The sequence below is a fragment of the Brevundimonas intermedia genome (assembly GCF_027922165.1).
Taxonomy (GTDB): Bacteria; Pseudomonadota; Alphaproteobacteria; order Caulobacterales; family Caulobacteraceae; genus Brevundimonas; species Brevundimonas intermedia.
On record NZ_BSFD01000002.1, the window covers coordinates 290067 to 304427 of the forward strand.

Below are 14361 nucleotides of genomic sequence, written 5' to 3' on the forward strand. Positions count from 1 at the left end.
ATGATACGTTCTCGACGCATCATCGTCCAGCTGAGCCGTATCTTTTCCTTCCAGACCGACCGCTTAGCGCAGAAGATCAAGCAGCGACGTATTGCGGAGCGAGTTGATCACCTGGGCCGAGGCTTCGATCGCCACCTGGGCCGCCTGCAGGTCAGTGATCGCCCGGGCCGGGTCATAGCCAGCCTTGTCGGTCATCAGCTTGTCGAGGGCCAGCTTCTGGGATTCGTGCGCATCTAGCGCCGCCTCAACCTGGTTTTGAACCAGTCCGTTCTTGGCGGTCTGATTCGTCAGACCCTCGTTGGCTTTGCTGAATTCGCCCATTTGGGCGGTTAGGAAAGCGACGACGGTCGCACCGGGCTGCCCGGTCAGGGTTCCCGGACCTGTCGGCGTATAGGTGACGCCGCCGATGATGACCGGAGTTCCGTTCTGATAGGCCTGCATGTTGCGGAACACCTCCGTCAGAGGCCCGCCGATTTCATTGGCCAGAAAGCCCGTCTCGACCATGGTGTTTTCGTCGATGCGCGACTTCTGCTTCAGGTCGTCATTGGCGAAGGTCGAGGCGGTCGAAGGCGCGGCGGCCAGGGCCGCCATTGTCGCGGCTGTCGCCGGCGGCGCATCACCGCGCCCGCCGCCGAACAGATAAGCGCCTTGATGCTCGGCGTTCAATCCGCTCTGGACGGTCTGATACTGAAGACCCAGCTCGGTCATCATATTGGTGATGTTGCCCGCCGCGATGCCGTTAGCGATGGCCTCCCGCGCCGCCGAGCCGGCGTCGTAGATGCGGTTCATGGCCAAGTCCTGCGCGCTCAGCCGCGCCGCAGCGCTCTCTCCGGCGCCGATGAACCCGTCCAGCCGCGCCTGTGTCGAGGTCAGACTGGTCAGTTGCTCGGCGCCTCGACCATAGCCGGACATGTCGGTGGCGATGGTCCCGCTGTCGATCCGCTGCTGAGCCTGCTCGGCGCGGTTCTGGGCGCTCATCAGGTTGAGCAGCGCGGACTGATAATTTCCGAAGGTGGCGACACGCGTCATTGCAGGATCCCGATCAGCACGTCGTACATGTCCTTGCTCGCCTGGATCAGGCGAGCGGAGGCGTTGTAGGCCTGTTGGAAGGTGGTCATATTGACCAGCTCCTCGTCCATATTGACCCCCTCGGAGGCGTTGCGACGATTATCGGCTTCCTGGGCGATAGCCGTTGCAGTCTCGCTGGCGGTTTTCGCCGCCGAGGCCTTGCCGCCGATGTCGCCCGCGAAGTCCGCCGCATAGGCCGACAGGCTCTTGGTCCCGCCGCTGTTGCCACCGGCGGCGGCGAAGCTGACGTTCTTGCGGCCAGCGTCCGCCAGCAGCAGTCCGCCGCGACCGTCATTCTTGCTCAGGGCCGAGGTGCCCGCCGCCGCCGACAGGTTCAACTGGGCCAGGGCCAGCTTTTCCGGATCCTTCTGGATGTCGCTGCGGACGGAATAGGCGCCGGCGCGCGTCGCACCCGTCTCGCCCAGGCCGAACAGTTGCGACATCGTCACGCCCGAAGGGGTCTGGGTCGTATTGTCCTTGACGACGCTCAGGGTCGTGGAAGCGGCGTCATAGGCTTTGAAGCTCAACGTCCCAGCAGAATCCAGGCTGAAGGCGCCGTACCGCCCCACGCCCGCAACCGGATCGTTCAGCGCGGTCAGCAGTTCGCCCATCGTGCCCGTTCCCGTCGGCACGGGAATGGTGACATCTCGCAACCGGGCGCCGGAGGCGCTGCCGATGCGGAAAGTCAGGCTTTCCCCAGCGTCAAAGCCATGCTGCGACGTCAGCGTCAGGCCGGTGTCGTAAAAGGTGGGCGTCGTCGTGCTGACCAGATCATTCAGCCCGAACCAGTGGGAGAAGCCGCGTCCGCCCTTGCTGCTGGGCGTGGTCGCATTGTCCGCCACAGCGACGCCGTTGCCGCCCTGGCCCTCGATCCGCAGTTGCCCGTCAAAGAAGCCGACCGTGGCTTCGCCCCCCAGTTGAGCGTTGACCGTGGCCAGGAAGGTCGTCGGATCTGCGGCCACGCCGTTGACGGTCATGGTGGCGCCGGAAAAGACGATCTGGGCCGAGGCCTGGACCACCCCCGCGCTGTCCACCGCCGTGATCGTGGTCGTACCGGTGAAGCCGGTCAGGGCGGTCGTCAGAGACTGACCGGTGTTTCGACCACTCAGCAGGGTCGGAGCGGGCACGCTGCTGTTCGCGTTGTGCGCCCGGTTCAGCTCGTCCGCCAACTTGGCCGTCAGCTCGCCCAGGCGGGCTGCCGCCGCCGGGGCGTCGGTGTCGCGCAGTTCGACAAGGCCGCGGATCTCCCCTGACGACACGCCGTCCAGCAGCGGCCAGCGCGTCCCGTTGGGCTCTGTGACCATAATGTCCGAGAAGGCCGTCATGGAATCGACGGTCCCCGCAGCCTTGTACGACAGCACCGCATGCCCGTCGCCGACCAATGTCATCCCCGTCCCGGTCCGCAGCGTCACCCCGCCGTTCGCCCGCGGCTCGATCTTGACGTCCATATACTGGGACAGCTCGTTGATCAGCGTCTGCTGGGCGTTTTGGGCCCCGGTCACGTCCTGGTTGATGATCGAGCCGGCGGCGATCGTCTTGTTCAGCTTGTCGATCTGCTCCAGCAGCGGATTGACCGCATCGACGGCGCTAAGCAGACGACTGTCCGCCTCCTGCCGCGCCGTCTGGATCTGCGCCGCAATGTTCGCCGCTTCATTGAACATCGCCTGGGTCTTGTAGACCGTGTCCTGCCGCGCCGCCGAAGACGTCGGGCTTTCGCCCAGGGTCGCATAGCTGGCGAACAGCTTGTCGATCTTGGCGAAGAAGCCCCCGTCGCCGCTGGGGTCGCCGAACTGGGTCTGAATCTGGTCGTACAGTTCGTACCGCACATTCTGGCGGGCGGCGTCCGCGTTCGCGCCCATGCCTGCGGCTTGCAGAAAGCGGTTGGTGGCCAGACGAACGCGCGAGACATCGACGCCCGCGCCATAACCCTCGGTGACTGCGGCGGCCTGATCGGCGACCTTGCGGACATAGCCGGCCGTGTTGACGTTGGCGATGTTGTCCGACGTCACCCGCAATTGGGTCTGCGCGGCCTGCAGACCCGTGGTGGCGATGTTCATGATGGACGTCAGCGACATGGAACCATCTCCCTCGCCTCACCCGGCAGGCCCTGCCCTGCGGCGCGCAAATCTTGCCCGGCCACGCGCCGCCCCCGCTCAAACAGAGCGTTGTTTTCACACGACATTGCGGATCGCGCAGTCTTCATGACCCGTGAGGTGCGCAAGCCTCGGGCCAAATGTGTCGATAGCGATACCCAAGGCTCCACCTACTGACGAACTCGACACAGGACCGATGCATTCGATGCCGGGCAAAAAGTAGCGAAGGGACGGCAAGAAACGCCTCTCCGGTCGCCCCGCCCCTCAGCCAAGTTTGATTTTCTCGTGTAATATCAACGTTGACGAAACTGGCCCGCGCCTTGCGACAGGCGGTTCGAATAATCAGGCGCAGCAGGCGCCGCCCAGACCTGAAAGTCGCCTGCACTCCATGTCGTCCGCATTCGCCCTGTTCGCCTCAGCGCCTCCGGCCTCCGCCGGAACGCCCGCTGTTGCGCCCGGCAGTCAGGACAGCGAGGTCGCCGATCTGTTCTCCTCCAAACTCGCAGAGGCCTTCCAAGGTTTGGGTCAGGCCGACGCTACAAAGCTCGAAACGCCGCAACGGGCGCCGGGTCGTCTCTCCCTGCAAACGATCTCGACCACCGACCTGGCGGCGGTAGAAGCAGAAGAAGACGCGCCCGTGGCCCTCGACCTGACCGCCGAAGCTGCGGACCAAGTCGCGGCTTTACCGGCGCCATCAGAGCTCCTTCCGTCAAACGACGATGCGGAAACGGCGGACGCCGCCATCGCGGCTGCGGACGTCGTCGTCGCCGCTCAACCAGTTGCTCCACAAGCCGTCGTCCCAGCGCCCGTCCAAACTCCTGCTCTTGTTTCTGCGCCAGCTCCGGCATCCGACGCGCCCGCCCTCGGCGACGTGACCGAAACCGCCCGCCTGACGCCGGCCGGTCAGATCGGCCAAGACATAAGCATCGCCGACCTGGCTTCAGATCTGAAGGCCGACAGCGCTGCGGCGGCCAGGCCAGCCGCAGCAACGCCGGAACCCTCTCCGGCTCGACAGGCGGCCTCCAAAGACCATACGCCCGCCGTGAGCGCATCGCCGACGGCTACCACGGTCGTCGAGTCGCCCCTGTTCACGCCGAGCGTCGCTCCGGCGCCCCCGCCCCCGCCCGCGACAATGGACACGACGACGACGTCACCACAGTCGCAGCCGAAATCCGCCGAACCGACGCTCGTCAAAGTCGATCGGCCCGCAGCGGCCCCGTCCGGCGTCTCCAGCCCCTCCAATCAGACGGCGACCGAAGCCGCCGTCGCGTCCTTGCTGACTGCACCCGAAAAGCCGGCGGCGAAGCCTGGCTCCAACACAGCCAAGGCCGAGGTCGCCGAGGCGGTTCGCCTGACCGACCCATCCTCGCCCAAGCCTGAGGTGAAGATCGCCGTCCAGGTCGCAACCGCCGCCGCCCAGACCGTCGCGCCGGTTCAGACCGCCGCCGTCGTGTCCAATCTTGTCATCGCCGAAGCGGTCAGAGCGATCGAAACCCAGGTCGAAGCGCCTCAGCAAAACGCTTCCGAAACCGACCTTCCCGTGATTGAGGCCAATCAGTCGTCGCAGACCCCGCCGACCAAGGTCGCAGCGACCACACCCGCGCCCTCGACGCCCTTGCGCTCCGCGCCTGAAAACACAGCACCGACCAATAGCGCTCGGCCGATGCTGAACGGATCGGACGTCCTCGCCACGGATCATGTCGTCATGGCCGACGCCGCACCGAGCACGAGCCAGACCCAACAGGCCAGCCTGGGTCAGATCGCACCGGCGACCGACAGCATCACGCCCACCGCAGCGCCGCTCATAGACGCCTCGGTTCCGCCTCTCGACCCGACCACGCCCGTAGACACGCCGGCGGAAGTCCGTGCGCTCGATGGCGCGACCACCACGACCCAGACCGCCGCCTCGTCCCTGTCCCGCGCCACCATCGAAACGACGGCCCATCTCGCCGCACAGATCGCACGCAAACTGGAAGGCCGCTCGACCCGGTTCGACATGGTCCTGACGCCCGAGGATCTGGGTCGCGTCGACGTCAGCCTCGAGATCGGCGCCGACGGACAGCTGGCCGCCCGTCTGGCCTTCGACAATCCGGCCGCCGCCGCAGAGCTGCGCGGCCGGGCCGACGAGCTGCGCCGTCAGCTTCAGGACGCCGGCTTCCAGGTCGCCAGCGACTCTCTCGACTTCACCCAGCGCGATACGTCGTCCGGCGGCGGTTTCGACCGCGAGCAGCAGCAACGTCAATCCCTGTTCGCCGGCGCCGCGCGCCTGACCAACCAGGCCGATCTTTCCGCCACGCCCCCTCCGGGCGCCTGGACCAACCATTCCCAGACGCGCGACCGCGTCGATGTGAGGGTCTGACCCTATGGCCACCGCCGTTTCATCCGTCGACGCCGCCGGCCGCCTGAACAGCGGCACGACAATGCTGGCCTCGAATTTCGAGACCTTCCTGACCCTGTTGACCACGCAGATGAAGAACCAGGACCCGCTGTCGCCGCTCGATTCCAATGAGTTCACCGCCCAGCTGACCCAGATGGCCGGGGTGGAGCAGCAACTGCTGACCAACGACCTGCTGACCAGCCTGGTCGCCGCCCAGTCGGCCGGCGGCCTGGACAACGCCTCCAACTATATCGGCAAGGAAGTAACCGCAGCCTGGACCGCCACGTCGCTGGAAGACGGCAAGGCGACCTGGAGCTACGAACTGGGCGCCACCGCCGACAAGGTGAAGCTGCAGGTGGTCGACAGCACCGGCAAGGTGGTCTGGGAAGGTGACGCCCCCGAGAAGGGCATCGGCCTGCACGACTTCACCTGGGACGGCAAGATGACCGGCGGCGACACGGCCGAAGACGGCGGCGTCTATACGCTGAAGGTTGCGGCCACCGACGCCAAGAACGCCAAAATCGACAGCCAGGCCCTGATCCGCGGCCGCGTCACCGGCGTCGAGATGTACGACGGCGCCCCCTATCTGGTGATCGGCGATTCCATACTCCCGCTTTCGACGGTGATCTCGCTGAACGAGAAGGCCGCCGACGCAGACAATGACGATACGGAGAATCCGGACGTCCCGACCGAGCAGGCGGCCGCATGATGCGCTCCGCCGCCTTCCCGATGACTTCCATTCAAGGAGCGTATTCATGAGCTTGAACAGCGCAATGCTGGCCGGCGTGTCCGGCCTGGCCGCCAACTCCGCCGCCCTGGCGGCGATTTCCCAGAACATCGCCAACGTCAACACCGTCGGCTACAAGCGCTCGCAGGGCGAGTTCCAGACTCTGGTCAACAGCCAGACCCGCGCCGGCGGTTCCTTCTCGGCAGGCGGCGTCATGTCCGCCACCCGGACGTTCATCAGCCAAGAAGGCCAGCTGCAGCGCACGACCGAGAACACCGATCTCGCCGTCAGCGGCCAGGGCTTCTTCGTCACCACTACCCAGGCCGAAAACGTCGGCGCCACCGATACGCGCCTGTTCACCCGCGCCGGCGCCTTCCGCGTCGACAACCTTGGCTATCTGAAGAACAGCGCCGGTCTTTATCTGCAGGGCTGGCCCGTCGATTCCAACGGCGACATCTCGACCGACCCTTCGGACCTGTCGCGCCTGCGGTCGATCAATATCGGTCAGGTCGGCGGCACGGCGGAGCCCACGACGCGCGTCCAAGTCAACGCCAACCTGCGTTCGACCCAGACGGTCTCGAGTGCGGCGGGCGCAAACAAATACGCCGGCGTCGACGACGCAGCCGTTCCCCCCGTCGAGCATGACGTGGAAGTCTCCTACGTCCGGACCGGCGCCAACACCTACGACGTGACGATCAAAACCGGCATCACCAAGATCACCGGCACCGCGACCTATGCGGCCGGCGCTTTGACTGGCTTCGTTCCCTCAGGAGGAACCAACGGTTCGGCCACCGCCACGGCGACGGCCATCACCATCACGCCGACCAGCGGCACGCCGCCTGTCGCGGGCACGCCGTTCGCCCTGAACTTCGCCGACATCGGCATCACCACGGACGGCATCGCCAAGACCAAGTATGACCCTTCGGTCAACTCGATGGCGATGTACAACGCCGACGATGACAACCCGGTCGGCGTCAAGCCCGACTTCAAGATGAACATCCCGGTGTCGGACTCCAAGGGCGGTCAGCGCAACCTGGAAATCCGCTTCCTGAAGAGCGCCGAACCGAACCAGTGGTACGCCGAAGTGGTCGCGGTCCCCGCCGATGACGTCGTGACCGGTGCGCCCTACTCCAACGGCCAGATCAAAACCGGCCTGATCGCCTTCACCCCGTCAGGCCGTCTCGACATCGAGACGATGCAAGCCTGGCCGGCCGGAACCGGCTTGTTCGACGACCCTGAACAGGCGACGCTGTCCTTCCTCGAGTCCGATCCCAACAACACGATCGACCCCGCTGACCCGACCGACAACGGAAAAGTCAAATGGGCCGACGGCCTGGGCATCGCGGCCCAGACGGTGACCCTTGATCTGAACACCTCGGCTGGGGGCCTCAGCCAGTTGAACACCGCCTCGGTGGTCCAGTCGACGGTCACCAACGGTACAGCCTTCGGCAATCTGAGCGAAATCACCATCGACGAGGGCGGATTCGTCACCGCCATCTTCGACAACGGCGTCATGCGCCGCATCGCCCAGGTCGCCATCGCCACCTTCCCCAGCCCCGACAGCCTGAAGGAAGTTTCCGGCAACGCCTACGCCGTCAGCCTCGAAAGCGGCACCTTCAACCTGAAGGCGGCCGGCACCGGCGGCGCCGGCACGGTGGAGGCCCAACAGCTGGAATCCTCGACGGTCGATTTGTCGGCTGAGTTCACCGGCCTGATCACCACCCAACGAGCCTATTCGGCCTCGTCCAAGATCATCACCACGGCGGACGAAATGCTCGCCGAGCTGATCAACATCAAACGCTGATCGGCGAGTAAGTAAGCGTTAGTTTCAATGAATCGTCGCTCAAGGAAGGTTTACAGAGTCGTTCGGGTCGGGAAGGATTTTATTCGTTCCTTCACCACGACGCTTAAACCGACCTTAGCGGGCCCCGCCTACATTCATGACACTACGGTGTTGGTGAAAGAGGCATAAGCCCATGTTGCAAGAGCGACGCCTGAATAGCAAAGGCGAACAATACGTGGTCGGACCGACTGGCACGCCCCTGACCCTGAACGATCTTCCGCCGTCCAATACGGACCGGTGGGTGATCCGCCGCAAGGCCGAGGTCGTCGCCGCCGTTCGCGGCGGCCTGCTGAGCCTGGACGACGCCCTGGCGAAGTACCGCCTGACGGCGGAAGAATTCCTCGCCTGGCAGAAGGCTATCGACAAATGGGGCATGCAGGGTCTGCGTACGACGCGGATCCAGAGCTACCGCTCCTAAGGGTTCCCCCGAAGACGAGGAGGGCCGCATCCGGCGACGGATGCGGCCCTTTTCGTTGACCGGCCTCGAAATCGCGCCGGTTCCGCACTAAATGGCGGCCATGACCCTGGTCGAAGACATCTGTCCCGTCCCTGACATCCGCCGCACCGACATGGATGCGGCGGTCGAGAGCGCGCGGGCGGCGGTCGGCCTGCCTGTCGGCGCGCGCATTGTTGCAGCCATGTCGGGCGGGGTGGACTCGACCGTCGTCGCCGCCCTGCTGCACAAGGCGGGCTATGACGTCGTCGGCGTGACCCTGCAACTCTACGACCATGGCGCGGCCCTGAAGAAGAAGGGCGCCTGCTGCGCGGGCCAGGACATCCACGACGCCCGTCTGGCCGCGGAGATGATCGGCATTCCGCACTATGTCCTGGACTACGAAAGCCGGTTCAAGGACGCGGTAATCGACCAGTTCGCCGACTCCTATCTGAAGGGCCAGACCCCGGTCCCCTGCATCCGCTGCAATCAGACGGTCAAGTTCCGAGACCTGCTCGACGTCGCTCGCGACCTGGGGGCCGAGGCGATGGCGACCGGCCACTACGTCCGCCGCGCCGCCGTCGGCAATCGCTCGCAGATGCGCAAGGCGATCGACCATTCGCGTGACCAGTCCTATTTCCTGTTCGCCACCACCCAGGACCAGCTCGACTATCTGCGCTTCCCCTTAGCCGATCTGGAAAAGCCCCAGGTGCGCGGCGTCGCCGCCGAACTGGGGCTGAAGATCGCCGCCAAGCCGGACAGCCAGGACATCTGTTTCGTCCCGTCCGGCGACTATCGCACCCTGATCGACCGCCTGCGTCCGCAAGGCCGCGAGGCCGGCGAAATCGTCCATATGGACGGCCGGGTGCTGGGAAGCCACGCCGGCATCACCGACTACACCATCGGCCAGCGCCGGGGCCTGAACGTCGCGGTGGGCGAGCCCCTGTTCGTGGTCAAGCTGGAACCGGAAACCCGCCGTGTCATCGTCGGCCCGCGCGAAGCCCTGCTGACCGCCAGTCTGACGCTGGAAGAAACCAACTGGCTGGGCGACGAAGCCACCGTCGTCGAGGCCGCCGCGTCCGGCCTCCCCGTCCTGGCCCGCGTCCGCTCCACCCGCCAGCCCTCGCCCGCCCGCCTGGCCCTGATCGACGGCGACGTCCGCATCGTCTTCGACCAGGGCGAAGAAGGCGTCGCCCCCGGCCAGGCCTGCGCCCTGTACGACCCCGCGGATCCCGACCGCGTCCTCGGCGGGGGCTTCATCCGCGACACGACGGCGGTCGCGGTCTGACCTTCAGCGCGCGGATCGCCCACCCTCGCGCGGCCGATAATCCAGCCTCACCCGGAACTCGCGGGTGCGCCAGGTCGTATCGGCCGGCGGTCGGGGAAAGGGTTCTGCGGCCCTGATCTGGCTCAGAGTCGCGGCGTCCAGCGCGGCCCGGCCGCTGCCGGTCAATACACGCTCGTTGCTGACCCGCCCCCGCCGATCCAGGGTGAAGGCCACAGTCACCGTGCCGATGACGCCGCCGGGGTGCCGCTTGTGCGTTTCCACCCACCGCAGAACCTGGGCGTAATAGTCGTCCACCTGGGCGCCCGCATTGGCGCCGGACGTCGCCGCCGCGCCGCCGCCCGTCATACCCCGGCGCGAGTCTCGCGCGCCCTCGGCCCCCGCCTCTCCCCGGCCCGTCCCTTCCGTCTGGATCGTCGCGAGAGGTGTGGAGGCGACGGACGCCAGAGCGACGGGCGTCGTCTCCAGCGGAAACACCGGCGTCGGCGTGACCCTCGGCGTCGGCAGCATAGGCGCAGTGCTGGGCGTCAGAGTCTTCCGGGCCGTCGCGGCAGGCGCTTCGGCCTTGGCCGCTGTCGAGTCCGCAGATCCGTTCTCGCTGTCAAAGGCCGCACGCGGCGTCAGCGTCAGCTCGATTACCGGCGCACCGCCCTGGTCCGGCGCAGGCGGTTGGACGGCGTCTACCGCCAGCCCCGCCAGCAGACCCAGTTGGACGACCGCGACGACCAGACCGGTCGCCGCCTTGGCGAGCGGGGAAGCAAACTCGGACGGCATGAGGGTCGCATAGAACCTGATTGTTGAGAACGCAACTGAGAATGAGTTGCATATAGATTTTATCAGGAGTACCTCGCGCCCCCTTCAGCTTGGGTTTGGGTCGCCATCATGCGTATCGTTCTCGTCTCTTCCGCCAGCGCGGCGGCGCTTCTGTTGGCCGGCGCCGCACAGGCCCAAACCACACCCTCAATCGAGGACGCCATTCCAACCGTGGTGGTCGCTGACGAGTCCAAGGCCTCCACCGCCTACAGGTTCGGCTCCGCCGTCGAGTCCGGCACGACAGTCTTCAGCGGCGACTCGGTCCATGACCGGGCTCCCGGCTCGGGCGACGCCAACCAACTCCTGAAGCTGGCGCCGACCGTCCAGTTCAGCGCTGACGAGGGCATGGCTGACGACGAGAGCCTTCAAGACCTGCGGCCCTCGCGCATCTCGATCTCCGGGTCCAGCTACCTGGACAACCTCTTCGTGCTAGACGGCGTCGGCGTGAACTCGCGCCTCGACAGCTTCAACACCAACGCACAGCACTATGACGAAGTCGCCGGCGCGGCCTCGGCCCAGTCCATCTGGGTCGATTCCAGCCTCATCGGCGAGATCAAGCTGATCGATTCAAACGTCTCGGCGGAGTACGGGGGCTTCCTGGGCGGGGTGGTCGATATCAAGACCCGCGCCCCCGCCCATGCCTATGGCGCGACGGCCTATTATGGGTTCACCCAGACGGACATGGCCAGTTACCGGATGACCGACGCCGTCCGCGCCGAGTTGGAAGGCGTCTATCCCGAAAAGCCGGACTACGAGAAATCGCGCTACGGCTTTACCGTCGATTTGCCGATCAATGAGCGTCTGCGACTGCTCGGCGGCTACAACTACTCGGAGTCCACCGTCACCTACTACCGCGGCGCCACTTACGGCGGCGGCCCCTTCGGCCAAACCAGCAAGTCCGAGAACTTCCTTCTGAAGGGCGAATATGATCTGGCGGGGGACCTGACGCTGGAGGGGCAAGTCACCTGGAGCCCCTACGAGAGCATGAACGCCTCGGGCAACGGTATAGACAACCAGATGTACCAGCACGGCGGCGGCCTGGCCTCGAACCTGCGTCTGCGCGGCAAGCATGGAGCCGCCGAATGGACCGTGCAGTTGACCTATGCCGACTCCGACAATGACCGCGACGCGCCTGCCGTGAATCTCAGTCTTCCGTCGTCCGTCGCCAGCGTCAATTGGTGCACCAGCACCAACTGCACCATGGGCAGTTTCGGCGATCTGGAACAGTCGCAGCAGGACTACGGCCTCAAGACCACCTGGTCGCAGCCCCTGGCCGGCGGCAAGCTGACCTCCGGCTTCGACTTCACCCATACGACGGCGGAAAAGAACCGGCCTCAAGACAACTACGCCTATTCGCGCAGCACGGTCAGTTCGGCGATCAGATGCCTCTACCCGGAAGAAGCGGCGGCTCTCACCTGCGTTCCCAGCTCCTATGTTCTTACGCAGTATTCGGTCTACAGGGCTTACCAGACCGAGGTGGATCTCCAGACCTACAGCCTTTGGGCCAATTACGACCTCGACTGGCGCGGCTTCGATGTCCGAGCCGGTCTCCGCTACGACCATGACACCTTCCTCGGCAATCATGACTTCTCGCCGCGCCTGTCGGTCGCCCGCGACCTGCCCTGGTTCGGCATGACCGCGACGCTCGGCGTCAACCGGTACTACAGCCGCGGTTTCCTAGGTTACGCCCTTCGTGAGAACGCCCCGGACAATTACATCTATCGCCGCACGCCCGTCGGCGGCGTCTACGGCGACTGGACACTCTATTCCCACACATCGACGGCCCGCTATTCGGACTCTGATCTTAAGACGCCCTATTCCGACGAACTGACGGCGGCTGTGAGCGGCGGCCTGCTGGGCGGCGAATACCGGATCAAGGGCATTCTGCGCGAAGGCAAGGATCAGTTCTCCCTGACCGAGACGACCGAAACCTACGTCAGCGACACCCTGGGCACGCGCACCCGCACCGTCTCGACAGCCGATAACGACGGCTCGTCCAGCTATCGCGGCCTGTCGGTCGAATGGATGCGGAACTTCGGTCGCCATTCGATCTCGTTCAACAGCAACTTCTCCCACACCGAGTCCTCGATCACGGACTACTACGACGAACTCGAGGATACGGCGTCCGAGATGGTCTATTACAAGGGCGAGGTCGTGTCGCTTTGGACGGCGTTGGCCGACAACCAGCGCCCCGACTACGCCTCTCCCATCATCATCAACGCCGACTGGGGCTCGACCTGGTTGGACGGTCGGATCCGCACCAACGTCAACGCCCGCTTCAAGGACGAGTTCACCCAGATCGAGGACACGGGTGAGAACATCACTGTCGGCGGCTCGTCCTACGACATCTACGGCGAGGTCCAATACGACGCCTCCATAGACGCCAATCTGTCGCTCCAGGCCGAGATCGCCCGCACCCAGTTCGGCACGGCGAGCCTGGACCTGCGAGTCAACAACCTGTTCGACACCATCCGAAACAACAACTCGACCGCGACGACCCAGCCCTATCAACTGGGCCGGAACCTCTGGGTCACGCTGAAGTACAAGTACTGAAGACGTTGAACCCCGCCCGCGACATCACCGCCCTCGTCATCGCCGTCCTCGCGCTCCATCTGGGCGTGGGGGCGGCGGTATCACGGGTTCAGACGCCGTCCTCAGACGGCGAGCTTCGGCTCGCCTACGCCGGCGCGCCCGAGACTTGGCCGCGTCCGGACCTCCTGCCCGGTGCGACCTTCGCCGAGTTCGCCCCCCTGCCCCCGCCGCCCGAACCGGCCGAGAATCCGACTACGCCGGAAAAGGCCGCCCTGGGCCGGCGCCTGTTCGAGGATCCGAAGCTGTCCGCCTCAGGCCAGATCGCCTGCGCATCCTGCCATGCGCAGGAGCTGGGCTTCGCCGACGGTCTCCGCACCTCCTTCGGCCATGACCGCCAGAGAGGCCGGCGCAACGCCCCCTCGGTCGCCACCGCCGCCTGGGCGACCAGTCTGTTCTGGGACGGCCGGGTCAGGACCCTGGAAGAGCAGAGCCTGCACCCCATCGTCGACGCCAAGGAGATGGCCGCCGACCTGCCCGTGGTCACCGCCCGCATCGCCGCCGACCCATCCTACGCCGCCCCCTTCGCCCAGGCCTTCGGCTCGCCTGAGGTCACGACCGACCGCATCGCGAAGGCCCTGGCCGCCTTCCAACGCACCCTGAAGCCCCGCAGCGGCCCCTACGCCCGTTTCTTGGCCGGCCGGGCCGACGCCCTGAACGACCAGCAACTGCGCGGCCTGCACCTGTTTCGCACCAAGGCCGGCTGCGCCAACTGCCACTCCGGCCCCCTGCTCAGCGACCAGAAGTTCCACAATCTGGGCCTCAGCTTCTACGTCCGCGAGCGCCAGGACCTGGGCCGCTACGACGTCACCCGCGACCCCGCCGACGTCGGCGCCTTCCGCACCCCCTCCCTGCTGAACATCAGCCGCACCGGCCCCTGGATGCACAACGGCCTGTTGCCGACCCTCGAGGGCGTGGTCGCCTTCTACGACGCCGGCGGCGCCCGCCCCCGTCCCGACCCGGACCAGAAGGACGACCCCCTGTTCCCGACCACCGATCCCCTGCTGGTCAAACGCGATCTGACGCCCCACGAGCGCGCCGACCTCGTCGCCTTCCTGGGGGCGCTCTAACCCTGCAGGATTAAATCGAAGACAGGCCGCATCCGCCGTGGTCTTCTGACGCCTCTTACGGTC

General features: G+C 65.8%; 10 protein-coding genes. 7 read left to right on the forward strand and 3 right to left on the reverse strand.

Going from position 1 to position 14361, the window contains the following annotated elements:
• Window positions 1–63 precede the first annotated feature (63 nt).
• Together PKE72_RS04035 and flgK are read right to left on the reverse strand one after the other, a co-directional pair.
• On the reverse strand, window positions 64–1029 hold the full coding sequence (locus PKE72_RS04035; RefSeq protein ID WP_271164105.1) for a flagellin: 966 nt from the start codon (window positions 1027–1029) through the stop codon (window positions 64–66).
• Window positions 1026–3143: a flagellar hook-associated protein FlgK gene (gene flgK / locus PKE72_RS04040; RefSeq protein WP_271164106.1), complete on the reverse strand. Its 2118-nt coding sequence runs from the start codon at window positions 3141–3143 to the stop codon at window positions 1026–1028. Before flgK ends, PKE72_RS04035 begins: the two co-directional genes overlap by 4 nt.
• A 406-nt stretch (window positions 3144–3549) precedes the next feature.
• Between flgK and PKE72_RS04045 the strand changes: the two genes are divergently transcribed.
• The 5 genes from PKE72_RS04045 (at window position 3550) to mnmA (ending at window position 9829) form a co-directional block, all read left to right on the forward strand.
• Window positions 3550–5520, forward strand: coding sequence for a flagellar hook-length control protein FliK (locus PKE72_RS04045; RefSeq protein WP_271164107.1), 1971 nt, complete (start codon window positions 3550–3552; stop codon window positions 5518–5520).
• 4 nt (window positions 5521–5524) lie between these two features.
• Window positions 5525–6247, forward strand: a complete 723-nt coding sequence (locus PKE72_RS04050) for a flagellar hook assembly protein FlgD (protein ID WP_271164108.1) — start codon at window positions 5525–5527, stop codon at window positions 6245–6247.
• 46 nt (window positions 6248–6293) lie between these two features.
• Window positions 6294–8069, forward strand: coding sequence for a flagellar hook protein FlgE (gene flgE, locus PKE72_RS04055; protein WP_271164109.1), 1776 nt, complete (start codon window positions 6294–6296; stop codon window positions 8067–8069).
• Window positions 8070–8241: 172 nt separating this feature from the next.
• Entirely contained in the window at window positions 8242–8526 is a 285-nt protein-coding gene (gene sciP, locus PKE72_RS04060) for a CtrA inhibitor SciP (RefSeq protein WP_026108337.1), read from the forward strand.
• Window positions 8527–8626: 100 nt separating this feature from the next.
• Window positions 8627–9829 carry a tRNA 2-thiouridine(34) synthase MnmA gene (gene mnmA, locus PKE72_RS04065; protein ID WP_271164110.1) on the forward strand — a complete coding sequence of 401 codons (1203 nt, stop codon included), beginning with the start codon at window positions 8627–8629 and terminating at the stop codon, window positions 9827–9829.
• A 3-nt stretch (window positions 9830–9832) separates the two neighbouring features.
• Here mnmA and PKE72_RS04070 read toward each other — a convergent pair whose 3' ends face one another.
• Complete coding sequence (locus tag PKE72_RS04070) at window positions 9833–10600, reverse strand: TonB family protein (RefSeq protein ID WP_271164111.1); 768 nt, start codon at window positions 10598–10600, stop codon at window positions 9833–9835.
• Between the two features lie 108 nt (window positions 10601–10708).
• Here PKE72_RS04070 and PKE72_RS04075 point away from each other — a divergent pair, with 108 nt between their 5' ends.
• Window positions 10709–13192, forward strand: a complete 2484-nt coding sequence (locus PKE72_RS04075) for a TonB-dependent receptor plug domain-containing protein (RefSeq protein WP_271164112.1) — start codon at window positions 10709–10711, stop codon at window positions 13190–13192.
• Between the two features lie 5 nt (window positions 13193–13197).
• Window positions 13198–14298 (forward strand): cytochrome-c peroxidase, encoded by a 1101-nt coding sequence (locus PKE72_RS04080; RefSeq protein WP_271164113.1) that lies wholly within the window; start codon window positions 13198–13200, stop codon window positions 14296–14298.
• Window positions 14299–14361: the final 63 nt, after the last annotated feature.